Source organism: Methylobacterium ajmalii (genome assembly GCF_036448855.1).
In the GTDB taxonomy this organism is placed as follows: Bacteria; Pseudomonadota; Alphaproteobacteria; order Rhizobiales; family Beijerinckiaceae; genus Methylobacterium; species Methylobacterium ajmalii.
In genome coordinates, this window is sequence record NZ_JAZFXT010000063.1 from 183,529 (window position 1) to 208,020 (window position 24,492).

Sequence of the window (24,492 nt, forward strand, 5' to 3'; positions counted from 1 at the left end):
ATGGCTGCCAGCCACGATCTGGCGGGCGGGGCTCAGGCCCCGCTTCCGCTGCGCGAGCTCCTCGTCGAGCTCAACGACATCAAGCGCGTCCGGTCCGCCGGGCGCGACGGCTCGATCGCCGAGCGGCTGTTTCTCCAGGCCTGGGCGGCGCTGACCGGCGGGGCCGACCCGGCGGCGCTCGCCCTCGACATCACCGCCAAGGCGCTGGCCGCCTCCCGTCTCGGCGACCTCGACGCGGCTTTCCTCGCCGTCGCGGGCCTCTCGCCGGGGCAGGCCTCCGACGTGCTCGTGCGGGGCTTCGACGAGGTGGCGGGTCCGCTCGATCCGGTCCTCGCCGAGCGCCTGCGGGCGTGCCTCTCGGCGCCGCGGGACTGGACGCCCGGCCCATTGCCGCAATTTGCGCTGCTCCAGGCCGACCAGCCGCGGGCCGGCGTCACCTGCCCGGGCAAGCCGCGCATCCTGCTCGAGCCGCCGGAGAACCACGCCGAGCACTGCCTCGTGGTGGCGGTCTACGGCGTCGCGTTGAGCCCGTTCTACGGCGCCGATCCGACCACGGTGTTCGTCGCGGCCCTCGCCCACCACCTGCACAACGCGCTGATGCCGGATGCGGGCTTCACCGGCGAGATCCTGCTCGGCGACCATCTCGACGCGGTGATCGCCACCTTGAGCGAGCGGGCGCTCTCGGAGCTGGATGCGCCGCTTCGCGGGGTCGTCGCCTCCTCCCGAAAGATCCTGGCGGACGATCGCACGGCGGAGGGCCGTGCCTTCCACGCCGCCGACGTGGTCGACCGGGTGCTGCAGATCGCCCAGCACCTGCGGGCGGCCTCGCTCACCATGGACACGGTGCTGGGCGAGATGGCGCTCGTGCATGACGGTCCGGTCAAGGACTTCCACGACCGGGTGCTCGCCGACATGCGTCTGCCGTGAGGCGGAAGCGCGGATGCCCCCGGCATCCGCGCCCCATCCGGCGTTCGCGCCCTATCTCCCGTCAGAACCCGCCGCGGGGCGGGCGCCGCGAGGAAACGCAACCGTGATCCCGTTCGGGCTCCTCTCGCCGGTCACCGGCGAGGCGCTGCACCACGACACGCCCCATTCCCTGCGCGAGGGCAAGCGCGGCCCGCGCTGGCCGGTGGTCGACGGCATCCCCTACCTGCGGGTCGGCCGCGACGGCCTCGTCGGCGAAGTGCTGGGCCATCTCGACAAGGGCGCGCCGGGCCACGCCCTCGAACTCCTGCTCGCAGACCAGGACGAGTGGTGGACCGGCCCGAAGGCCGACCCCGTCGCCCTGCGCGACCTCGTGCGCGACATGAAGTACGTCTCCTTGCGCGAGGCCTGCGCCCGCCTCGGCTGGGGCCGGGTCGGCGACTACTTCGTCAACCGCTGGACCGACCCGACCTATCTCGCCGGCCTCGCCCTGCTGGAGGCGCACTGGAACAAGCCCCTCTGCGCCTTCGAGCTCGCCTGCGGCATCGGACACTACCTGCGCGAGCTGCAGGGGCGGGGCGTGCGGGTCTCGGGCGGCGACGTGGTCTTCGCCAAGCTCTGGGTCGCCCGCCACTGGGTCGCCGGGCAGCGGCCTCAGCTCGTCTGCTTCGACGCCGCCTCGCCGCACTGGCCGATCGACCAGGCGCCGGTCGACCTCGTGATGTGCCACGACGCATTCTACTTCCTGCCCGAGAAGGCCCGCATCCTCGACGCCCTGCGCAAGACCGCCGGCGAGGAGGGGTGGCTGGCGCTGAGCCACGTCCACAACAGCGCCCGGCCCGGCTTCTCGGCCGGCCACGCGGTCTCGGCGTCCGAGATCGAGGAGCTGTTTCCCGACGGGCTCGTCTACGACGACGACGAGCTGACCCGGGCGCTGGTCGAGGCCCGCGCCCCGGTCCCGGCCGCGCCCGCCGCCCTCGACCACGCCGAGGCGTTCTCGGTGGTCTGCGGCCCCGGCATGCGCCCGGCGCCCCGCCCCCTCGTCGACGGCCTGACCCTGCCGCGAGAGGGCGCGCACCTGCGCCTCAATCCGCTCTACGCCCCGGACCCCGCCGGGGGCTATGCCATCGCCTGGCCCTCCGAGCGCTACCGCGACGAATACGCCGCCCGCGCCACCTACCCGTCGCACTCCGCGGGCCCCGAGACCCTGGAGATGACCCCCGACACCCTCGATCGCGCCCGCACCCGCGAGTTCGTCGATCTGCCGGAGCGCTGGTGATGGGAGATTCGATCGGCTGGGGCATCGTCGGGTTCGGCTGGGTCGCCCGGGACTTCATGGCGCCGGCGATCCGGGAGGCCGGCCACCGCCTCGTCGCGGTCTGCGATCCGGGCGCCGAGGCGCGGGACGCCGCGACGACGCTCGGCGCGCGGGCCCACGCCGACCTCACCGGGCTCATCGCCGAGCCGGAGGTCGAGGCGGTCTACGTCGCGACCCCCAACCACCTCCATCGCGGCGCCGTCGAGGCGCTGGCCGCCTCCGGCAAGGCGATCCTGTGCGAGAAGCCGATGGCGGCCGCGCTCGACGATGCCGAGGCGATGGCGGCGGCGGTCGCCCGCACCGGGGCGTTCTACGGCACCGCCTTCGACCAGCGCCACCACCCGGCCCACCGGCTCCTGCGCGACGCGATCCGCGCCGGCCGGGTCGGCACCGTGACGGCGATCCGGATCGTCTACGCCTGCTGGCTCGACCGGGCCTGGACGGCGATTCCCGGGCAGGCCAACTGGCGCATCGACCAGGCCCAGGCCGGCGGCGGCGCGCTCATGGACCTCGCCCCCCACGGCCTCGACCTGACCGACTTCCTCCTCGACGAGCCGATCCTCGACATCACGGCCCTGACCCAGGCCCGCGCCCAGGACTACGCCGTCGACGACGGCGCGTTGCTGATCGGCCGCACCGGCTCCGGCGTGCTCGCGAGCCTCCACGTCGCCTACAACTGCCCCGACGCGCTGCCGCGCCGCCGCCTGGAGATCGCCGGCACGAAAGGGTTGCTCGTCGCCCAGAACACGATGGGCCAGGAGGCCGGCGGCCGCGTCACCTTCATCGACGGCGCCACGGGCGAGAGCACGCCGCTGCCCTTCGACACCGAGGCCTCGCCGTTCCTGGAGCAGGTGCGGGCCTTCGGGCGCTCCTTGCGCGATCCGGCCGGCCGCGACGCCTGGTCGGCCGCCCGCGACCTCCACACCATGCGGTTGCTGGCCCGCGCCTACGCCGCCTCCCCGTCGCACCGTCCCGCCCCATCCCCCGTCGCGCCGGCCGCCTGACGGCCCCCGAGGAGTCTGATCGCTCGTGGACAAACCCGCCGCACCCCGCCCCTACGCCTACCGCCAGCCGCGCGTCATCGAGGGCCTGCCCGAGCGCCTGCCGGACGCCGTCAAGGCCTATCTCGACGTGCTGCCGCCGGGAAAGATCGTCGGCTTTCCGCTCGCCCCCCTCGACCGCACCGGGGTGCCGTGCTGGTTCGTCTCGCTCTTCCTCGACGACCCCTACTTCGTCGGCGCGATGCCGAGCGGCATCGGCTACGGCGCCACCGACGACGAGGCGATCATCGGCTCGGTGGCCGAGATCGCCGAGAACCTGATGCCGAGCCTAGCGCTGATCCCGCGCAAGAAGGAGCGCGCCAGCTACCACGACCTCGTGCGGGTGTTCGGCGCGAACGCCGTCGCCGATCCGCTCACCCTCGGTTTGCCGGCGGGGAGCCCCGTTAACCGCGACACCGTCCTCGAATGGACCGGCACGGTACGGGCGCGGACCGGCGAGACGGTGCTGATGCCGCTCGACCTCGCGGCGACCGACTATTTCGAGCTGTCGGAGGGCTACCAGCCCTTCACCAACCTCATCACCAACGGGCTCGGCGCCGGGCCCGACGTCGCGTTCGCCCTCGGGCACGGCCTCCTCGAACTGCTCCAGCGCGACGGCAACGGCCTCCTGTTCCGCGCCCTCGACCAGGGCGTGATGCTCGACACCTCGGAGGGCCTGGGACCGGAAACGCGAGCGATGCTCGACCGGCTGGAGGCCCTCGGCATCCGCGCGATGCCGAAATTCGCCACCGACCAGTTCGGCTTCACCAACGTCTACTGCGTCGGCTACGACCTCGACGCCTCGCGCACGCCCGCGCCGATCGCGCTCTCGGCCTGCGGCGAGGCCTGCGATCCCGACCGCGAGCGGGCGCTCCGCAAGGCGATCCTGGAATTCCAGGCGGCACGGGTGCGCAAGACCTTCGGGCACGGTCCGCTGGCGCTCGCCCGCTCGATCACGCCGCCGGGCTACGTCGACGCCTTCATCGAGAAGGCGCTGCCGAGCCTCGACCTCGAGGAGGGCAGGGCGCTCGCCGCGATGCTCGACTGGATCGACAAGCCGGCCGAGACCCTGCGGGACTACCTCGCCGGCACCGTCTATTCCGAGCGCGCCACCAAGCGTTTCACCGACCTGCCGACGCAAGCCGCCCCCACCGGCCAGGACCGCGCCCGCATCGCCCGCGAGCGCCTGGAGGCCGAGGGCTTCGACGTGCTCTACGTCGACGCCTCGCCGCCGGGCGGTGGTGTGGGCATCGTCAAGGCGATCGTGCCGGGGCTCGAGGTCGAGACCATGAGCTACTACCGCATCGGCGAGCGCAACACCCGTAAGCTCATCGAGCGCGACCACCCGCTGATCCGCTTCGGCGAGGAGAGCGAGACCCTGCGGCCGGTGCGCCTGACGCCCGAGGCGCTGGAGCGCTTCGGCGGCCAGCCGCTCTTCGACGTCGCCTTGGCCGAACGGATCGTCGGCCCGCTCTATCCGCTCTACCGCGAGCCGGAATCGCACCACGCGCCGTTCCGCCTGGAGCGGCGGGGGAGGGCGGCATGAGCCTGCGCTTCGCCTACAACACCAACGGGGCGGCCAACCACCGCCTCGACGACGCCCTCGATCTCATCGCCGATGCCGGCTACGACGGCGTCGCGCTCACCCTCGACATCCACCACCTGGATCCCTTCGCCGAGAACTGGGCGCGGGAAGCCGAGCGCGTCCGCGGCCGGCTCTACGGCCTGAACCTCGGCTCGGTGATCGAGACCGGCGCCCGTTTCCTCCTCGATCCGCGCGCCAAGCACGAGCCGACCCTGGTGACCGCCGATGCGGCGGGTCGCGCCCGCCGGGTCGCCTTCCTGCACCGCGCCATCGACATCGCGGCGATCCTCGGCTCCGAGGCGGTGTCGTTCTGGGCCGGCGTGCCGAAGCCCGGAATCGATCCGGCAGAGGCGCGGGGCTGGCTGCGGGACGGCCTCGACCAGGTCGTCGCCTACGCGGCCGAGCGCCGGGTCGTGGCGGCGTTGGAGCCCGAGCCCGGCATGCTGGTCGAGACCCTGGACGATTACGCCGCCCTCGATGTCCCGGGCCTGCGCCTGGCGCTGGATACCGGCCACTGCCTGGTGACGCAGGAGCGCGAGCCGGCGGCGGCGTTGCATGAATTCGCCGATCGCCTCGGCACCGTGGCGATCGAGGACATGGCGCGCGGCACCCACATCCACCTGCCCTTCGGCGAGGGCGACATGGATGTGCCGGGCGTGCTCGACGCCCTCGAAGCCATCCGCTTTGACAGGCTCGTCTGCGTCGAGCTCTCGCGCGAGAGCCACCGGGCCGACCGGATGATCCCGGATTCGCTGCGCTATCTCCGGGAGTGCCGTCGATGAGGATCTGTTTCGTCAGCCGGCGCTATTTCCCGGCGATCTCCGGCATGAGCGTCTACGCGCAGAACCTCCTGCGCGAACTGGTCGGCGCCGGCCACGACGTCACGATGGTGAGCCAGTACCGGGGCGATGCCTTCGGCACCAAGGTCTATGGCGGCGGCCCACCGCCGCCGGTGCCGGGCGTGCGGGTGATCGGCCTCGAACAGCGGGGCGAGCAGGAGAGCGGCGACTTCGAGCGCGACATCGCCACGATGGTCGACACGATCGCGGCCGAGCACGCGAAGAAGCCGTTCGACGTGCTGCACGCGCAGTACGGCTACCCGACGGGCTTCGCCACGCTGATCGCCTCGCGCAAACTGGGTGTGCCGAACGTGGTCTCGATCCAGGGCGGCGACGGCCACTGGGTCGGCTCGTGCTGCGAGACCCATCGCCTCGCCATGGTGCGGGTGCTGGCCCACGCCAACGCGCTGCTGATCGGCGGCCGCTCCTTCGTGGCCGAGGTCTGCGACCGGCTCGGCAGCGATCCCGACCGCTTCACCATCGTGCCCGGCGCCGTCGACACCGCGCGCTTCCGCCCGCCGCAAGGCTGGCAGCCCGGCGACGCCGCAGACCCGGTGCGGCTGTTCTACCACGGCCGGGTCGACCGTCGGAAAGGCGTGCTCGACTTCATCGACGCGCTCAGCCTGCTGCGCCGGCGCGGCACGCCGTTCGCCGCCATCATCTCGGGCATCGGTCCCGACGTGGAGCCGGCCCAGGCGCTGGCCGCCGATCTCGGCTTCTCGGAGAGAGAGGTGCGCTTCACCGGCTACGCCGAGTACGACGCGGTGCCGGGCCTCTACGCGATGGGCGACGTCTTCGTCTCGCCGACCTACGCGGAGGGGTTCTCCAACACCATCCTGGAGGCGATGGCAGCGGGGCAGGCGGTGGTCTCCACCCACTCTGTCGGCGTCTCGGATTGCCTGCGCGACGAGGAGAACGGGCTCATGGTCCAGCCCGGCGACGTGCCGGCCTTGGCCGAGGCGCTTCACCGGATCATCACCGACCGCCCGTTGCGCGCCCGCCTCGCGGCGTCCGCCCTGGAGGAGTGCCGCCGGGTCTATTCCTGGCAGGCGGTGGGGCGCCAGATCATGGACGTCTACGCCGCGGTGAAGGACGAGCGGCCGGACCCGGCCTTCGACCCCGAGTTGCCGCACGACCCGGGCTGCCGCTTCCGGGCCGAGCCGCACCTGTTGTGAGGCGCCTTCCAGCGCGGCCGGAAGGCTCACTCCAGGTTTGCACGCGTCTCTCCTCTCCCCGCGGGCGGGGAGAGGGCTGTGCTCCCGTCCAGGGAGCACAGCGAGCGGAGGCAAAGCCGGAGCGAGGGTGAGGGGGAGGTGCCGGAGGAGTCCCATCCGGAAACGCCCCCTCACCCCCGCCCTTCGGGCTTGCCGAGCCCTCTGAACGAGGGCTCGGCCCTCTCCCCGCCCGCGGGGAGAGGAGAAGGCCCGCGCTATGTTTGTCGGTCGAGTTCCATGCCCACAGCCCTCGCCCTCTCGCCCCATCTCGACGACGCCGCGTTCTCCTGCGGCGGCACCCTGGCGCAGCTCGCGAACGGGGGCTGGACGGTGGTGATGGTGACGCTGCTCACCGCCAGCGTGCCCGGGCCGACGGGCTTCGCCCTCGCCTGCCAGCTCGACAAGGGGCTCGGGCCGGAGGTCGACTACATGGCCCTGCGCCGCGACGAGGACCGGGCGGCGGCCGCCGCCCTGGGCCTGTCCCCGCCGGTCCACGTCGCGCTGTCCGAGGCGCCGCATCGCGGCTACGCCTCGGCGCCGGAACTCTTCGCCGGGACCCGGCCCGACGACCCGCTCGCCGACGACCTCGCCCCCGTCCTCGCCCGCCTGATGGCGGAGGCCGCCCCCGACCTGCTGCTCGCGCCGCAGGGCGTCGGCGGCCATGTCGACCACGTCCAGCTGGTGCGGGCGCTGAGCGCGCGCGCGCCTGCCTGCCCGGTGCTGTGGTGGCGCGACTTTCCCTACACCGTGCGCCACCCCGACCCGAAGGAGCCGTTCCGCGAGACCTTCGCGGCGCTCGCGCCCGTCACGATCCACCTGTCCGCCGAGGACGAGGCGGCCAAGCACGCCGCCTGCGCGGCCTATGCGAGCCAGATCGGCTTCCAGTTCGGCGGCCCCGCCGGCCTCGCCGAGCGCCTGAGCGCCGAGGGCGGCCGCGAGCATTTCCGCCTCGCCGGCACCCTGCCGGACGGGCTCGCCCTCGCGTGAGCGACGGGCCGGCCGCACCGAAAACGTTGGTCGATCCCGGTGCCGTCGCGGCGCGCCACGCCCTCGCGGAGGCCAGCGCGCCCCTCGCGCCCCTGCGCGCCCTCGCCGGGCGCATCCGGGCCGAGCAGGACCGGCCGGTGCCGGAGGCCGACCCCCTCGACGGCGGCGTGGCGGCCCGCCTGCTGCTGCTCCTCGAGACCCCGGGACCGGCCACCGGCCGCACCGCCTTCGTGTCCCGCGACAACCCGACCGGGACCGCCGCCAACCTCTTCCGGTTCCTGGACGCGGCCGGCATCCCGCGCGCCGACACCCTGATCTGGAACGCCGTGCCGTGGGTGATCCACGCCCCCGGCGCCCGCAACCGGGCGCCGCGGACGGCCGAGATCCGGGCGGCCCGGGCCTACCTGCCGCCGCTCGTCGACCTGATGCCGGACCTCGCGGTCGTCGTCCTGTCCGGTCGCGTCGCGCAAGGGCTGGCGCCGGACCTCGCCGCGTCGCGCCCCGGCCTGCCGGTGGTGGCGGTCCCGCATCCGAGCCCGACCTACGTCTGCACCAGCCCGGCGGTGCCGGCTCGGATCGCCGCCGGGCTGGCCGAGGCCGCCCGTCACCTCGGAATCCCCGGTTGAGCCGCCCACCTCTCCGTCCGCGTTGCCGCATGGTCCGTCTGGTCATTCGTCGGCAGACGGCCTACATGGCGGACATCAGCGAGCGGGGCTCTGTCGGAGTGCCGCCGGGCACCTGTGTGCGCGAGCCTGGCCGCGATCGGCCGCGGGCCCGCGCCGGTGACGAGCGGGGTCGGACGCCGACGCGATGAACTTCGCCAATCAGGACAAGACCCTCGCGCGGGCCGAGCCCCTGCGCGACACGGGCGCAGGGAGCGGGCCGCCGCGCGACGAGGACCCCGCCGGGCAGGATCCGGGGAGCAATCCCGCGGCCCCGGCGGAGGAGCGGCGCGCCCGCCACCGGCGGCGCTACGCCTGGCTCGGCACGCTGGCGAGCGTCGTGCTGTTCGTCATCTCCCTCGGGGTGCTGGGCAAGCTCGTCTCCACCGTCACCTGGGCCGAGTTGCGCACCGCCTTCCTGGCGGCGACGCCCGACCAGATCGGGCTCGCCATCGTGCTCGTCGTGGTGAGCTACCTCTTCCTCACCTGCTACGACGCCCTGGCGCTGCGCCAGCTCAAGCTGAAGGTGCCCTACCGCACCACGGCGCTCGCCTCGTTCACCAGCTACGCGGTGAGCTTCAACCTCGGCTTCCCGCTCTTCACCGCCGGCACGGTGCGCTACTGGATCTATTCCGCCCAGGGCCTGAGCCCCGGGCGGATCGCAGCGCTCACCATCGTCGCCGGCTTCACCTTCTGGCTCGGCATGGGGGCGGTGCTCGGCATCAGCCTGATCCGCGAGGCCGGGCCGCTCTCGCACCTCACCTACACCAGCGCCCTGTTCAACCAGGGGCTCGGGGCCGCCGTGCTCGCCGCGGTGCTGGCCTACCTGGCCTGGGTCACGGTCAAGCGCCGCAGCGTGAAGGTGCGGGGCTGGCGCCTGGAGCTGCCGGGCCTGAAGCTGTCCCTGAGCCAGATGCTCGTCGGCGCCGGCGACGTCTGCGCGGCGGCCGGCGTGCTCTACGTGCTGCTGCCGGCCGGCCACGGCCTGAGCTTCGAGACCTTCGTGGCGATCTACGTGCTCGCCGCGATGCTCGGCATCGCCAGCCACGCGCCGGGCGGGCTCGGGGTGTTCGAGGCGACCGTGCTGCTGGCGCTCTCCGGCCTGCCGCGGGAATCGGTGCTCGGCGCGCTGCTGCTGTTCCGGGTCTGCTACTACCTGATCCCGTTCGTGGTGGCGCTGGCCGCGCTCGGCGCCTATGAGATCGCCAAGCGGGCGCGCCTCACCCCGCGGGAGGCGCCCGACGATGATGCCGCCGAGAGCGACCCCACGCCCTGACGCCGGCGACCCGCTGCGGGACGACGCGCTGCCGGACGAGCCGGTGGTGCCGTTCCTTCCCGTCGCCTCCGGCTCGCTCTCGGCCGCGCGCCGGGCGGCCTGGCGGGGCGCCCTCCTCGCCGTCCTGGTCTTCACCGCCATCGAGATATGGCACCACGGGCTCGACCTCGGCACCGGGGTCGCGGCCCTCCTCGCCCTCCTGGTCGGCGGCCTCGCGGCCGCCCCCCGCCGCGGCGAGCCGGTGCCGCGCTTCGACGCCGGGCCGGGCCGGGGCCGACACGGCCTCGCCGAGGCGCTGCTCGCCAACATCCCCGACCCCGTCATCCTGATCGACCGCCGCGCCCTGGTGATCGAGTCGAACGCGGCCGCCCGCGCGCTCCTGCCCTCCCTGCGGCCGCGCCACCCGCTCTCCTTCGCGCTGCGCGATCCCGATGTGCTCGACGGCATCGAGACGGTTCTACGCACCGGCGAGCCCCTGAAGACCTTCTATTCCCCGCGGGTCCCGACCGAGCGCACCTTCGAGGTGCAGATCGGCGCGATGCAGGGCGGCGAGGCCGGGCGGGCCGGGCCGAACGTGGTGCTGTTCCTACGCGACCTCACCTCGGCCCAGCGCCTCGAGACGATGCGGGTCGATTTCGTCGCCAATGCCAGCCACGAGCTGCGCACGCCGCTGGCCTCGCTGCTCGGCTTCATCGAGACCCTGCAGGGCCCGGCCCGGGACGACGCCAAGGCGCGCGAGCGCTTCCTCGGCATCATGCGGGTCCAGGCCCTGCGGATGACCCGGCTGATCGACGACCTGCTGTCGCTCTCCCGCATCGAGCTGCGCGCCCACGTCCCGCCGACGCAAGCCGTCGATGTCGTCCCGCTCGCCCGCCAGATCGCCGACGCGCTCGGGCTGATCGCCCGCGAGCGCGGCGTCGTCCTCACGCTCGACGCCGTAGCGGGACCGCTGCGGGTGCTGGGCGACCGCGACGAGATCCTGCGGGTGATCGAGAACCTCGTCGAGAACGCCGTGAAGTACGGCGGCGACGGCGGCCGGGTCGAGATTCGCTTGGGGCTGCGCGACGCGGAGGACAGCCGGCCGCCGGAGGTCGAGGTCGCGGTGCGCGACGAGGGCCCGGGCATCGCCCCCGAGCACCTGCCGCGCCTGACCGAGCGGTTCTACCGGGTCGACGCCGCCTCGAGCCGCCAGCAGGGCGGCACAGGCCTCGGCCTCGCCATCGTCAAGCACATCCTCGCCCGACATCGCGGCCGGCTGGTGATCGAGAGCACTCCGGGGCAGGGGGCGACCTTCCGCGCCCTGATCCCGGCGCACGGCGCCCCGCCGAAGGGCGCTCCGCCCCAGGATCCGGTGCCCGCCGATCAGGGGCAGGCGACGAGCAGGCGCCCGGTATAGTCGGCGGCCGCCGCCGCGGCGGCGCCCGGCGTGCCGGTCGCCTCCTCGTCGGGGATCAGCTGCTCGCCCTCCTTGGCCTGGCGCGCCGGGCGGTTGAGCTTCAGCACGCAATCCGGGCTGCCCGACAGCTTGACCGGGTCGTCCGGCGGCAGCCCGAAGGCGACGTAGAAATCGGGGTCGTCGAAGCTCACCACCAGGTTGCGCACCGGGCCGGTCGACCCCTGCGGCACCAGGGTGAAGTCGATCGTCAGGCGCCCCTGCGCGTAGCGTGCCTTCGGCGAGGGCCCGCCCTTGAAGGTCACGGGGCGTCCGTTGAGCTTGGCTTGCGTGAAATACGCCGTCTCGGCCATCGCCTCCAGGCGCTCGACCGCCATCGCGTCGAGCTTGGCCGGATCCGGCACGCCGTCGCGCTTCGAATCGAGGTTCAGCACCGCGAAAGCCGAATATTCCGGGTCGAAGGTCCAGGATTCGCGGATCGCCACGAGGTTGCGCTTGCCGTCGAGCACCAGCTCGGCCCGCGCCTGCACCCAGACGTGGGGATGCGCCAGGGCCGCCCCCGCCCCGCCGCACAGCATCGCCCCCGCCGCCAGCACCCGCCCGATCATCGCCCGCTCCCGCTTCGCCCCGGCGTCATGACCGCTCGATCGTGTCCGGTCGGTGTCCCGGGGCGGTCATGCGCTCTGGCGCCCGAGCGCGGCGAAACCATGTTCGGGACGCAACGGCCGATGACGGCACGGGCCGTATCGCGGCGCCGCCCCGCGCCCCACATACGTCTGCGGGAGACCGCCGCCATGACCGCATCCATGACCGCATCCGCCCGTCGCATCACCCTGCCCGTCGAGGGGATGACCTGCGCCTCCTGCACCGGGCGGGTCGAACGGGTGCTCACGCGGGTGCCGGGGGTGCAGGCGGTGGCGGTGAACCTCGCCACCGGCCGCGCCACCCTCGACCTCGCGCCAGACAACGATCCGGCGAAGCTCGCCGAGGCGGTGGAGGAGGCCGGCTTCGCGGTGCCCGAGGCGACGAGCGAGTTCGCCGTCGAGGGGATGACCTGCGCCTCCTGCACCGGCCGGATCGAACGGGTGCTGAAGGCCGTGCCCGGCGTGCGGGAGGCGAGCGCCAACCTCGCCACCGGCCGGGTGAGCGTGCGCCATCCCGACGGCCTCGTGACCCGCGAGGCGCTCGACGCCGCCATCCGGGAGGCGGGCTACGCGCCCCGCCCGGCGACGGCGCAGGCCGCTGTGCCCGCGGCCCCCCGCGAGTCCGGCCCGCCGGCCCGCGCTCTCGTCCTCGCCGCCCTGCTCTCGCTCCCGGTCGTGGCGCTGGACATGGGGAGCCACCTGCTCGGCCAAGGTCACCTGCTCGGCAACGGCCTTCTGCCCGAGCGGTGGAGCGCCGGAATCCAGGCGGTGCTCGCCACCCTGGTGCTGTTCGGGCCCGGGCGGTCCTTCTTCGCCCGCGGCCTGCCGGGCCTGCTGCGCGGCCATCCGGACATGAACGCCCTGGTGGCGCTCGGCGCCGGCGCCGCCTACCTGTTTTCCCTGGTCGCGACCCTTGCGCCCGGCCTGCTGCCGGCGGGCTCCGCCCATATCTATTTCGAGGCCTCGGTCCTCATCGTCACCCTGATCCTGCTCGGCCGGCACCTCGAGGCGCGGGCGCGGGGCCGCACCGGCGCGGCGGTGGCGCGCCTCGTCGGCCTGGCGCCGAAGACCGCGCTCCTGCTGCGCGACGGCGCCGAGACCGAGGTGCCGGCGGCCGCGCTCCAGGTCGGCGACCGCGTCCGCGTCCGCCCTGGCGAGCGCCTGCCGGCGGACGGCCGGGTGGTCGCGGGCACGTCCCGCATCGACGAGAGCATGCTCACCGGCGAGCCGATGCCGGTGAGGAAGGCCCCGGGCGACCCGGCGACCGGCGGCACCGTCAACGGCACCGGGGCGCTGGAGATCGCGGTCGAGCGGGTCGGCGCCGACACCGCGCTCGCCCAGATCGTCCGCCTCGTCGAGGCGGCGCAGGGCGCCAAGCTCCCGATCCAGGCCCTCGCCGACCGGGTCACCGCCCGGTTCGTGCCGGCGGTACTGGGGCTCGCCGGCCTCACGTTCCTGGCGTGGCTGGCGCTCGCGCCGGCGCCCGCCCTCGGCACGGCCCTGGTCCACGCCGTCGCGGTGCTGATCATCGCCTGCCCGTGCGCCATGGGGCTCGCCACCCCGACCTCGATCATGGTCGGCACCGGCCGGGCGGCGGAGCGCGGCGTGCTGTTTCGCAGCGGCGCGGCCCTGCAGGCGCTCGAAGGGGTGCGGGTCGTCGCCTTCGACAAGACCGGCACCCTGACCGAGGGCCGCCCGCGCCTCACCGACCTGGTCCCGGCCCCCGGCTTCGACGCCGACGCGGTGCTGGCGCTCGCCGCCGCCGTCGAGGCCCGTTCCGAGCATCCGATCGCCCGCGCCATCGTGGCGGCCGCCGCCGAGAAGGGCCTGAGCCTGCCGCCGGTCGCCGACGTCGCGGCGGTGCCGGGCCACGGCGTCACCGGCCGGGCCGGCGGGCGGCTCGTCGCGATCGGCGCTCCGCGCCACCTCGCCGGCCTCGACCTGTCGGGTCTCGCGCCGGAGGCCGCGCGCCTCGCCGCGCAAGGCCGCTCCCCGGTCTACCTCGCCGTCGACGGCGTGCCGGCGGCCTTGCTGGCGGTGTCCGATCCGGTCAAGGCCGGCGCGGCCGCGACCGTGCGGGCGCTCGAGGACCGGGGCCTCGCGGTCGCCCTCGTCACCGGCGACGACCGGCGCACCGCCGAGGGCGTCGCCCGGAGCCTCGGCATCGCGACGGTGCTGGCCGAGGTGCTGCCCGAGGGCAAGCGCGACGCCGTCCGGGCCCTGCGCGACCGGCACGGCCCGGTCGCCTTCGTGGGCGACGGCATCAACGACGCCCCGGCTCTCGCCGAGGCCGAGGTGGGGCTCGCCATCGGCACCGGCACTGACGTGGCGGTGGAGAGCGCCGACGTGGTGCTGATGGCCGGTGACCCCGCGAGCGTCGCCGAGGCCTTGCGGCTCTCGCGCGCCGTGATGCGCAACATCCGCCAGAACCTGTTCTGGGCCTTCGCCTACAACGTCGCGCTGATTCCGGCGGCGGCGGGGGGGCTTCGGCTCGTCGGCGGGCCGTCGCTGTCGCCGGTCCTGGCCGCGGGCGCCATGGCGCTGTCGAGCGTGTTCGTCCTCGGCAACGCGCTCCGGCTGCGGCGGGCGTGAGGCTCCCGCGAACCGACACCGCTCGACCGCCCGGCGCAGGCGGGACGCGACGGCGGCAGGCTGCGGCGAGGGCGGCCGCATCCGGCGCGACGCCCGCCCGTCGCGACCCACGGGCCTAGCCGCCGAGCCCCGGCCTCACGGCCTTGCCGCCCACCCGCTTTCGCGGCATCACCGCCACCCCCGCGGGCGAAGGCCCGCCAGCCCCGGATGACCCCGCGATGATCCGCTCCGACATCCTCGCCGCGATCGGCGGCACGCCCTTGATCCGCCTCAAGCGCGCCTCGGAGGAGACCGGCTGCACCATCCTGGGCAAGGCCGAGTTCATGAATCCGGGCCAGTCGGTGAAGGACCGCGCCGCCCTGTTCATGGTCGAGGCGGCCGAGCGCGCCGGCACCTTGCGGCCCGGCGGCACCATCGTGGAGGGCACGGCGGGCAATACCGGCATCGGGCTGGCGCTCGTGGGCGCGGCGCGCGGCTACCGCACCGTGATAGTGATCCCCGACACCCAGTCGGCGGAGAAGAAGCAGGCGCTGAGGCTCGCCGGGGCCGACCTCGTCGAGGTGCCGGCGGTGCCGTTCGCCAACCCCAACAACTACGTGAAGGTGGCCGGCCGCCTCGCCGCGCGGCTTTCCGCGACCGAGCCCGGCGGCGCCTTCTTCGCCGACCAGTTCGACAACCTCGCCAACCGCGAGGCCCACATCGCCACCACCGGCCCGGAGATCTGGGAGGCGACCGGGGGCAAGGTCGATGGGTTCATCTGCGCGGCCGGCACCGGCGGCACGCTCGCCGGCACCGCGGCGGCGCTGCGCGCCCGCAATCCCGGGGTGACGATCGGGCTCGCCGATCCCGACGGCTCGGCGCTCCATCCCTACTACGCCACCGGCGAGCTCAAGGCCGCGGGCACCTCGATCACCGAGGGCATCGGCCAGGGCCGCATCACCGGCAACCTCGAGGGGTTCCGGCCGGACGTGTCCTTCGGCATCCCCGACGCCGAGGCGCTGCCGCTGGTCTTCGGACTCCTGGAGGAGGAGGGTCTGTGCCTCGGCGGCTCGTCGGGCATCAACGTGGCGGGCGCCATCCGGCTCGCGCGCCGCCTCGGCCCCGGCCACACCGTCGTGACGATCCTGTGCGACTACGGCACCCGCTACGCCTCGAAGCTGTTCGACCCCGGCTTCCTGCGCGCCCGCGACCTGCCGGTGCCGCACTGGCTCGATGCCCCCCGGACGATCGATCCGGGACTGGTGGGGTGATACCGCTTCCGGAAGATCGGTTCCGGGAGCGGTATCACCCGCCCGCGCGGCCTCCGCGGGCCGGGAGAGGGGTGGTGCGACGCCGTTCCAGAATGCGCCCTGCAGGCGTACGGCCCTTCCGGAAACGGCGCCCCGTCTCCCGGCCCACGGAGGGCGGGGGGTCTTGCCTTCGTCAACTTGCGGGATAACGGCCCGCGAGCCGCCGTCGCCGCGCCGCGTCCCATCGGTTGTCCCGATCGCCTTGCATTTCTCCGCCCGCAGGATTATCTCCCCGTCATCAGTTCTGTTCGTGGCCTGTGGGGCTACGGTGCGGGAGTGGGTCCCCCCGGGGCCCGCTCTTTTTTATTGCCGCAAGCCTCCCCGGGCGCGAGCCGAACGCCAGATTGCCTCCCCTCCCAGGGCTCCTCCCGGGGACCCCGCCGCGGCACCGACCTCATGACCGACGCCCCTGACCACAACCCGGCCGAGAAGCGCCTCATCACCGAGACCGGTGTCGCCGCGCGCGTCGCGCAGATCATCGAGCCCGCGATCGAGGGCCTCGGCTTCCGTCTCGTGCGGGTGAAGGTCTCCAGCCAGAGCGGCTGCACGGTCCAGATCATGGTCGAGCGGCCGGACGGCACGATGTCGGTCGACGAGTGCGAGACGGTGAGCCGCACGATCTCGCCGATCCTCGACGTCGACGACCCGATCGGCGGCGCCTACTACCTCGAGATCTCCTCGCCGGGCATCGACCGGCCGCTGGTGCGGGCCGGCGACTTCGCCCGCTGGGCCGGCTACGAGGCCAAGGTCGAGCTGGCGACGCCGCTCGACGGCCGCAAGCGCTTCCGCGGCATCATCCGGGCGCCGCAGGGCGACACGGTGCGCATCGAGCTTCCCGACGCCAAGGAGGGCCTGCCGTCCTCCTACGACCTGGCCCTGCGCGACATCGGCGAGGCCCACCTCGTCCTGACCGACGCGCTCGTGCGCGAGTCGCTCCGGCGCGGCTCGGCCCCGCCGCAGGACGACGCCGAGGACGACGAGGACCAGGACGAGGGCGCGCCGCCGCCGCGCGCCCACTGAGCCGCGCGCCCACCAAAGACGATCCCCGATACGATCCCATAAATCCCCCAGAAGACGCCAACCCAGGAAGGACTGAACCGATGGCCGTCGTCAGCGCCAACAGGCTCGAACTCCTCCAGATCGCCGAGGCGGTCGCCCGCGAGAAGGTGATCGACCGCTCCATCGTGATCGGCGCCATGGAGGAGGCGATCGCCAAGGCCGCCCGCTCGCGCTACGGCGCCGAGACCGACGTGCATGCCGAGATCGATCCCCGCACGGGCGCTCTGCGCCTGTCGCGCCACCTCCTGGTGGTGGACGAGGTCGAAAACGACTCCCGCGAGATCGACCTGCCGTCGGCCCGCCGCCACAACCCGGCCGCCCAGGTCGGCGACGTGATCTCCGACACCCTGCCGCCGTTCGATTTCGGCCGCGTCGCCGCCCAGTCGGCCAAGCAGGTGATCGTCCAGAAGGTCCGCGAGGCCGAGCGCGAGCGCCAGTACGACGAGTACAAGGACCGCATCGGCGAGGTGGTCAACGGCCTCGTCAAGCGCGTCGAGTACGGCAACGTCATCGTCGACCTCGGCCGCGGCGAGGGCATCGTGCGCCGCGACGAGTCGATCCCGCGCGAGACCTTCCGCCCCGGCGACCGCATCCGCGCCTACCTGTTCGACGTCCGCCACGAGGTGCGCGGGCCGCAGATCTTCCTCTCCCGCTCGCATCCGCAGTTCATGGCCAAGCTCTTCGGCCAGGAAGTGCCGGAGATCTACGACGGCATCGTCGAGGTGAAGGCGGTCGCCCGCGATCCGGGCTCGCGCGCCAAGATCGCGGTGATCTCGCGCGATTCCTCGATCGACCCGGTCGGCGCCTGCGTGGGCATGCGCGGCTCGCGCGTCCAGGCGGTCGTCGGCGAACTGCAGGGCGAGAAGATCGACATCATCCCGTGGTCGCAGGACCAGGCGACCTTCATCGTCAACGCGCTGCAGCCGGCCGAGGTGGTCAAGGTGGTGCTCGACGAGGAGGCCGACCGCATCGAGGTGGTGGTCCCCGACGACCAGCTGTCGCTCGCCATCGGCCGGCGCGGCCAGAACGTGCGGCTCGCCTCCCAGCTCACCGGCTGGGACATCGACATCCTGACCGAGGCCGAGGAATCGGAGCGCCGGCAGAAGGAGTTCGTCGAGCGCACCGACACCTTCATGCAGGCCCTCGACGTCGACGAGACCGTCGGCCAGCTGCTCGCCGCGGAAGGCTTCCGCTCGGTCGAGGAGATCGCCTACGTCGAGCCGACGGAGCTTGCCAACATCCAGGGCCTCGACGAGGAGACCGGCGCCGAGATCCAGGCCCGCGCCCTCGACTACCTCAACCGCATCGAGGCCGAGAACGACGCCCGCCGCATCGAGCTCGGCGTCGCCGACGACCTGCGCGACATCGACGGCATCACCACCCCGATGATGGTCGCGCTCGGCGAGAACGACGTGAAGAACGTCGAGGACCTCGCCGGCTGCGCCACCGACGACCTCGTCGGCTACACCGAGGGCCGCGGGCCCGAGGCGGTGCGCCATGCCGGCTTCCTCGACGGGTTCGAGCTCTCCCGCACCGAGGCCGAGGCGATGATCATGGCCGCCCGCGTCCATGCCGGCTGGGTCGAGGCGCCCCCGGCCGAGGAGGCCGAGGAGGGTTCGGAGGACGAGCACGCCGAAGGCGAACAGGCCGACGACGAGGCGGTGCAGGACGGCCAGGAGACCGAGACCGAGGCGGTGCCGGTCGAGGAGGACGCCGCCGCGACCGCCGAGCGTCAGCCGACCTGAGCGGGGAACGCCGAACCATGAGCGAGACCATGCAGGACGACCCGCAGGATGCGGACGCGCTGCCGCCGGACGTCCTCGACGCCGGCGTCGGGCGCGGCCGCGCCAACGCGGAGCGGACCTGCCTGGTCACGCGGCAGGCGGGCAACCCGGACCGGATGATCCGCTTCGCGCTCGCCCCCGACGGCCAGGTGGTGCCGGACCTGCGCGCCCGGCTTCCCGGCCGCGGCGCCTGGGTGACGGCGACCCGGGCGGCGGTGCAGGAGGCGGTGAAGAAGCGCCTATTCCAGCGCGCCTTCCGGCGGAAGGACGCGCGCGTCGCGCCCGATCTCGCAGACGTGATCGAGGCGGGCTTGCGCGACGACATGCGCCAGGGCTTCTCGCTCGCTAACAAGGGCGGATGCGTCGTCACCGGCTTCACCAAGGTCGAGAGCGCGGTCGACAGCGAGACCGGGGTCAAGGCCCTGGTGCATGCCAGCGATGCGAGCGCCGACGGGCGGCGCAAGCTCGGCCAGGCATTGCGCAGGCGCTATGGCGATGCCATATCGAGGATCCCGGTGATCGACGACCTGTCCGGTGTAGAATTGGACATGGCCTTGGGCCGGGATCATGTGATACACGCTGCCCTTGTCGCGGGAGCCGGCACTGCCGGCTTGCTCGCGCGTTGGCGTCGGCTCCACGTCTTCCGCGGCGAGGCGGCGACGCCGGGAACCGCCGGAACGGCGCCGACAGGCACCGACGCGGCGCTCCCGGACGCTGTCCAGGAAGATGGGACTTCGCTGCGGACCGGCCCCCCGGAGGCCGGTGGTTGATACGAATCGAATGGGATCGGCCCGGTCGGCGGGTGCGCTCCCGGGAATACGATGGGAGGCGGCCGCCGGGAGGCCGGGTCCCGGGACGGACGAGAACCCCCAGGGTCTGAACTGAATGAGTGAGACGAAGAATCCGGGCGACAAGACGTTGCATACCGGCCCCGCCAAGACGATGTCGACGAAGCGTCCGATCGAGCAGGGTACGGTCCGCCAGAGCTTCTCCCATGGCCGCTCGAAGTCGGTCGTGGTCGAGACGGTGAAACGTCGCCCCGGCGGCGCGCCGGCTCCGGCTGCGCCGAGGGACGCCGCGCCGAGCCAGGCGCGCTCCGCCCCGCAGGGGCAGGGCCGTCCGGGCGGGCCGCGCCAGGATCGCCCGGCTGCCGCGCGGTCCGGCGTCGTGTTGCGCACCCTGAGCGATCAGGAGCAGAGCGCCCGCATGGCCGCCCTCGTCGACGCCAAGCGTCGCGAGGAGGAGGAGCGCCGCCGCGCCGCCGAGGAGGCCCAGCGCCGCGTCGAGCGCGAGGCTGCCGAGCTTCGTGAGCGCGAGGCCGCCGAGGCCCGCAAGCACGAGGAAGAGGAGCGCCGCCGCCAGGAGGACGCGCGCAAGCGCCGTGCCGCCGAGGAGGCCGAGCGCCGCAACCAGGAAGACGCGGCCCGCAACGCCGCCGCTGCCGCTGCTCCGGTCGCTGCCGCTCCGGCCGCCCCCGAGGCTCCGGCCGCCGCCCCGGCACCTGCGGCCGCGGCTCCTACCGCCGCCCGTCCGGCGGCTCCGGCCGCCGCGGCCCGTCCGGCCGCCGCAGCGGCTCGCCCGGCTCCGGCCGGTGCACGTCCGGCCGCGGCCGGAGCCCGCCCGGCGGCTGCCGCCGGTGCCCGTCCGGCCGTCCCGGCCGGTGCGCGCGCCTCGGCGGTGCCCGGCGCCGCCCGCACGGTCCCGAGCGTCGGCATCACCCGTCCGGCCGCGCCGGCCGAGCCGCGCCGCGTCCTGACGGCCGATTCGCGCAAGCCCCGCGACCTGAACTTCATGGCGCGCCCGGCGCCGAAGCCCGAGCCCAAGCCCGAGCCGAAGCCCGAGACGCCCGCCACCGCCGCGGCGAAGCCCGCCGCCGCCGGTGCCGCGCGTCCCGCCACGGCCCGTCCGGCCGCTGCCGAGGAGGAGGCCGAGACCAAGCGGGTCATCCGCCGTCCCGGCATGCCGCTCAAGGTCATCACCCCGCCCAAGACGCCGAAGTCGCCGGGCGGCGACCGCAACCGCGGCCGCCTGACCATCGCGACCGCGACCTCGGGCGAGGACGAGCGCACCCGTTCGCTCGCTTCGTTCCGCCGCCGCAACCAGCGCCTGACCGGCCACCGCCAGGTGGAGCAGAAGGAGAAGCTGGCCCGCGAGGTGGTCATCCCGGAGACGATCACCATCCAGGAGCTCGCCAACCGGATGAGCGAGCGGGCGGTCGACGTCATCCGCATGCTGATGAAGCAGGGCCAGATCCACAAGATCACCGACGTGATCGACTCGGATTCGGCGCAGCTCATCGCCGAGGAACTCGGCCACACCGTGCGCCGCGTCGCGGAGTCGGACGTCGAGGAAGGCCTGTTCGACGAGGCCGACACCGACGACGACACCCAGCCGCGCCCGCCGGTCGTGACCATCATGGGCCACGTCGACCACGGCAAGACCTCGCTGCTCGACGCGATCCGCAACGCCAACGTCGTCTCCGGCGAAGCGGGCGGCATCACGCAGCACATCGGCGCCTACCAGGTGACCTCGCCGTCCGGCGGCAAGATCACCTTCATCGACACCCCCGGCCACGCGGCCTTCACCTCGATGCGCGCCCGCGGCGCCCGGGTGACGGACATCGTGGTGCTGGTAGTGGCGGCCGACGACGGTGTCATGCCCCAGACGATCGAGGCGATCTCCCACGCCAAGGCGGCCGAGGTGCCGCTGATCGTGGCGATCAACAAGATCGACAAGCCCGACGCGAACCCGCAGCGGGTCCGCACCGAGCTCCTGCAGCACGACATCCAGGTCGAGTCGATGGGCGGCGAGACCCTCGAGTTCGAGGTCTCGGCCAAGACCAAGGACGGCCTCGACGAGCTGCTGGAGGGTCTCGCCCTCCAGGCCGAGATCCTGGACCTGCGCGCCAACCCCGAGCGGTCGGCCGAGGGCACGGTGATCGAGGCCAAGCTCGACCGCGGCCGCGGCCCGGTGGCCACCGTGCTCGTCGAGCGCGGCACCCTGCGCACCGGCGACATCGTGGTGGCGGGCGCCGAGTGGGGCCGCGTGCGCGCCCTGGTCGACGATACCGGCCGCAACACCAAGGAGGCGGCGCCGTCCGTCCCCGTCGAGGTGCTGGGCTTCAACGGCACGCCGGAGGCGGGCGACCGCGTCGCGGTGGTCGAGAACGAGGCCCGGGCCCGCGAGGTCACGGAGTACCGCGCCCGCATGAAGCGCGAGCGCGCGGCGGCCACCGGCAGCGGTGCCGGCCGGACGCTGATGGACATGATGCGCGACCTCAAGGAGGGTGCCGGCCGCAAGGAGTTCCCGCTCGTCATCAAGGGCGACGTGCAGGGCTCGGTCGAGGCCATCGCCGGCTCGCTCGAGAAGCTCGGCAACGACGAGGTGATGGCCCGCATCCTGCACACGGGTGTCGGCGGCATCACCGAGTCGGACATCACCCTGGCCCAGGCCTCCGGTGCGGTCGTGTTCGGCTTCAACGTCCGCGCCCACAAGGAGGCCCGCGAGGCCGCCGAGCGCGCGGGCGTCGAGATCCGCTACTACAACATCATCTACGACCTCGTGGATGACGTGAAGGCGGCGATGTCGGGCCTGCTCCCGCCGACGCTCCGCGAGGAGCGCCTGGGCGAGGCGCGCATCCTCGAGATCTTCAACGTCTCGAAGGTGGGCAAGATCGCTGGTTGCCGGGTCGAGGACGGCCGGGTCGAGCGCGGCGCCCATGTCCGCCTCATCCGCGACAACGTGGTGGTGCACGAGGGCAAGCTCTCGCAGCTCAAGCGCTTCAAGGACGACGCCAAGGAAGTGGCGTCCGGCCAGGAATGCGGCATGGCCTTCGAGAACTACCAGGACATGCGTCCGCGCGACGTGATCGAGTGCTACATCGTGCACGAGGAGCGTCGCACGCTCTGACGCAAGCCCCGCTGCCATCGGCCGTCCGCCGTCATGGCGGCGGCCCCTGACAAGGATACCGCGAGCCCGGGACGCCAGCGTCCCGGGCTCGTCGGTTCAGATGACAGCCGCGAGGGCCCCTATGGCCGGGAGGCCGCCCCGCGGCCCGGTCCGAGCCCGGAGAGACGATGGTGCGCAAACCCCAGGAATCCGCAGGCCCCTCGCAGCGCCAGCAGCGCGTGGCCGAACTCGTGCGGCACGCCCTCGCCGAGGTGCTGAGCCGCGGCGACATCTTGGATCCGGTGCTGAACCAGCACGTGATCACCGTGCCGGAGGTGCGGATGTCGCCCGACCTCAAGCTCGCCACCGCCTACGTCATGCCGCTCGGCGGCCAGGACGAGCGCCCGGTGATCGAGGCGCTGGAGCGCAACAAGAAGGTGCTGCGCCAGGAGGTGGCCCGCCGGGTGGCGCTGAAATTCGCCCCCGACCTGCGCTTCCGCCGCGACGAGACCTTCGACGAGGCGGCCCGCATCGACGCGCTCCTGCGCAGCGACAAGGTCCAGCGCGACCTGGAATCCGAGCCGGATTCCGAGGACTAGGGCGCTTCACGATCGCGAAGCCCTCTAAGTCTTTGTTCTGTCGCAATTTCTGCGACGAACCGGTTTCCCCTTCGTCGGAAAATGCTCTAGGCATCGCCCGCCGAATCGGTCACCGGTTCGGCGACGGCCGCGAGGGGAGGCCGGTCGGCCGGGGAGCCCGCGACGCGGCTCCCGGCTCACGGGCGACCGGGCCGGTGAACCGCCTCATCGGCGACGACTTGAGACACCACACAGGATCGGCTGGGGCGCAAAGCGGGCGGCACGTCCCGCGGCGACCGCCGTTCGAGAACGGATACGGAAGATGACGATGCACGAGGATCAGCCCTCAGAGCCCGCGCCGCAGGCGGCCCGCCCCGCCCGCGAGGACGCCCCGCGCCAGGATGGTCCTCGCCAGGACGGTCCGCGCGAGGGCCAGCGTCAGGACCGCCCGCGGCACGACCGGCCCCGCGGCCGCGGCCGCCCGCCGGGCGACCGGCCCAAGCGCCGTGAGATCAGCGGCTGGGTGATCCTCGACAAGGGCGTCGGCATGACCTCGACCCACGCGGTCGCGGCGGTCAAGCGCGCGCTCAACGCCAAGAAGGCCGGCCACGCCGGCACCCTCGACCCGCTCGCCTCCGGCATCCTGCCGATCGCGCTGGGCGAGGCGACCAAGACCGTGCCGTTCGTGATGGACGGCCGCAAGGCCTACGTCTTCTCCGTCACCTGGGGCATCGAGACCGACACCGACGACGCGGAAGGCCGCCCGGTCGCCACCTCCGACGACCGCCCCACCCAGGAGCAGGTCGAGGCGATGCTGCCGCGCTTCGTCGGCGCGATCGAGCAGGTGCCGCCGCGCTACTCGGCGATCAAGATCCAGGGCGAGCGCGCCTACGACCTCGCCCGCGACGGCGAGGTGGTGGAGCTGGTCGCCCGGCCGGTGCAGATCGACCGGCTGGCGGTCGTCGCGCACACGCCCGAGCGCACCGTCATCGAGGCCGAGTGCGGCAAGGGCACCTATGTCCGCGCCATCGCCCGCGATCTCGGCCGCGCGCTCGGCTGCTACGGCCACGTCTCGGCCCTGCGCCGCACCCGCGTCGGCCCCTTCACCGAGGACCAGTCCTGCACCGTCGCGGCCCTCGAGGCGGCCGACGCCGAGGCCAACGCGGCGATCCTGCGCCCGGTCGAGACGGCGCTGATCGAGGCGGTGCCGCACGTCCCGGTCTCCCGCGACATGGCGATGCGCCTGATGCGCGGACAGCCGGTGATCCTGCGCGGCCGCGACGCCCCGACCGAGGGCAAGGCCTACGCGACCTGCGGCGGCGTGCTGGTGGCGGTCGGCGACGTCGAGCGCGGCGAGCTCGTCCCGCACCGGGTCTTTCACCTCGGCGGCACCGCGCCCCGGACCGCCTGAGGGGCTTGC

General features: G+C 73.5%; 18 protein-coding genes and 1 pseudogene. 18 read left to right on the top strand and 1 reads right to left on the bottom strand.

The features are described from left to right. The 10 genes from V3T34_RS26120 to V3T34_RS26165 all read left to right on the top strand — a co-directional run bounded on the left by V3T34_RS26120 (position 1) and on the right by V3T34_RS26165 (position 11,241). Positions 1–927, top strand: coding sequence for an HD domain-containing protein (locus tag V3T34_RS26120; protein ID WP_305079156.1), 927 nt, complete (start codon positions 1–3; stop codon positions 925–927). A 103-nt stretch (positions 928–1,030) separates the two neighbouring features. Continuing rightward, positions 1,031–2,203: a class I SAM-dependent methyltransferase gene (locus tag V3T34_RS26125; protein WP_305079155.1), complete on the top strand. Its 1,173-nt coding sequence runs from the start codon at positions 1,031–1,033 to the stop codon at positions 2,201–2,203. Continuing rightward, positions 2,203–3,246, top strand: coding sequence for a Gfo/Idh/MocA family protein (locus tag V3T34_RS26130; protein WP_305079154.1), 1,044 nt, complete (start codon positions 2,203–2,205; stop codon positions 3,244–3,246). The genes V3T34_RS26125 and V3T34_RS26130 overlap by 1 nt, the downstream gene beginning before the upstream one ends. A 25-nt stretch (positions 3,247–3,271) precedes the next feature. Continuing rightward, positions 3,272–4,828, top strand: a complete 1,557-nt coding sequence (locus V3T34_RS26135; RefSeq protein ID WP_305079153.1) for a YcaO-like family protein — start codon at positions 3,272–3,274, stop codon at positions 4,826–4,828. Then, positions 4,825–5,649 carry a sugar phosphate isomerase/epimerase family protein gene (locus V3T34_RS26140; RefSeq protein ID WP_305079152.1) on the top strand — a complete coding sequence of 275 codons (825 nt, stop codon included), beginning with the start codon at positions 4,825–4,827 and terminating at the stop codon, positions 5,647–5,649. Before V3T34_RS26135 ends, V3T34_RS26140 begins: the two co-directional genes overlap by 4 nt. Next, positions 5,646–6,881 (top strand): glycosyltransferase family 4 protein, encoded by a 1,236-nt coding sequence (locus V3T34_RS26145; protein WP_305079151.1) that lies wholly within the window; start codon positions 5,646–5,648, stop codon positions 6,879–6,881. The genes V3T34_RS26140 and V3T34_RS26145 overlap by 4 nt, the downstream gene beginning before the upstream one ends. A gap of 276 nt (positions 6,882–7,157) precedes the next feature. Continuing rightward, on the top strand, positions 7,158–7,907 hold the full coding sequence (locus V3T34_RS26150; protein ID WP_305079150.1) for a PIG-L deacetylase family protein: 750 nt from the start codon (positions 7,158–7,160) through the stop codon (positions 7,905–7,907). Next, on the top strand, positions 7,904–8,533 hold the full coding sequence (locus tag V3T34_RS26155; RefSeq protein WP_305079149.1) for a uracil-DNA glycosylase: 630 nt from the start codon (positions 7,904–7,906) through the stop codon (positions 8,531–8,533). Before V3T34_RS26150 ends, V3T34_RS26155 begins: the two co-directional genes overlap by 4 nt. A gap of 184 nt (positions 8,534–8,717) precedes the next feature. Then, a complete protein-coding gene (locus V3T34_RS26160) occupies positions 8,718–9,845 on the top strand; it encodes a lysylphosphatidylglycerol synthase domain-containing protein (RefSeq protein ID WP_060849699.1) in 1,128 nt (375 codons plus the stop codon). Between the two features lie 46 nt (positions 9,846–9,891). Beyond that, complete coding sequence (locus V3T34_RS26165) at positions 9,892–11,241, top strand: ATP-binding protein (RefSeq protein WP_407942777.1); 1,350 nt, start codon at positions 9,892–9,894, stop codon at positions 11,239–11,241. On the opposite strand, the gene V3T34_RS26170 is transcribed toward V3T34_RS26165, so the two are convergent. Next, positions 11,208–11,846: a DUF1007 family protein gene (locus tag V3T34_RS26170; RefSeq protein WP_305079147.1), complete on the bottom strand. Its 639-nt coding sequence runs from the start codon at positions 11,844–11,846 to the stop codon at positions 11,208–11,210. The genes V3T34_RS26165 and V3T34_RS26170 overlap by 34 nt on opposite strands. Positions 11,847–12,032: 186 nt before the next feature. On the opposite strand from V3T34_RS26170, the gene V3T34_RS26175 reads away from it, so the two are divergent. From V3T34_RS26175 to truB, 8 genes and pseudogenes are all read left to right on the top strand, one after another. Beyond that, the gene (locus V3T34_RS26175) at positions 12,033–14,474 is read left to right on the top strand and encodes a heavy metal translocating P-type ATPase (protein ID WP_276530181.1); all 2,442 of its coding nucleotides are present in this window, start codon (positions 12,033–12,035) and stop codon (positions 14,472–14,474) included. 218 nt (positions 14,475–14,692) lie between these two features. Continuing rightward, positions 14,693–15,724 carry a cysteine synthase A gene (locus V3T34_RS26180; RefSeq protein WP_060849702.1) on the top strand — a complete coding sequence of 344 codons (1,032 nt, stop codon included), beginning with the start codon at positions 14,693–14,695 and terminating at the stop codon, positions 15,722–15,724. Between the two features lie 435 nt (positions 15,725–16,159). Further along, positions 16,160–16,750 (top strand): annotated as a pseudogene (gene rimP / locus V3T34_RS26185) (ribosome maturation factor RimP); the annotation flags it as partial. Positions 16,751–16,863: 113 nt separating this feature from the next. Further along, on the top strand, positions 16,864–18,567 hold the full coding sequence (gene nusA / locus V3T34_RS26190; RefSeq protein WP_060849704.1) for a transcription termination factor NusA: 1,704 nt from the start codon (positions 16,864–16,866) through the stop codon (positions 18,565–18,567). Positions 18,568–18,584: 17 nt separating this feature from the next. Continuing rightward, on the top strand, positions 18,585–19,376 hold the full coding sequence (locus V3T34_RS26195) for an RNA-binding protein (protein ID WP_060849705.1): 792 nt from the start codon (positions 18,585–18,587) through the stop codon (positions 19,374–19,376). Positions 19,377–19,491: 115 nt separating this feature from the next. Continuing rightward, a complete protein-coding gene (gene infB, locus V3T34_RS26200; RefSeq protein WP_331369318.1) occupies positions 19,492–22,515 on the top strand; it encodes a translation initiation factor IF-2 in 3,024 nt (1,007 codons plus the stop codon). Positions 22,516–22,682: 167 nt separating this feature from the next. Then, complete coding sequence (rbfA, locus tag V3T34_RS26205) at positions 22,683–23,093, top strand: 30S ribosome-binding factor RbfA (RefSeq protein WP_091753093.1); 411 nt, start codon at positions 22,683–22,685, stop codon at positions 23,091–23,093. 307 nt (positions 23,094–23,400) lie between these two features. After that, positions 23,401–24,483, top strand: a complete 1,083-nt coding sequence (gene truB / locus V3T34_RS26210) for a tRNA pseudouridine(55) synthase TruB (protein WP_331369319.1) — start codon at positions 23,401–23,403, stop codon at positions 24,481–24,483. Positions 24,484–24,492 lie beyond the last annotated feature (9 nt).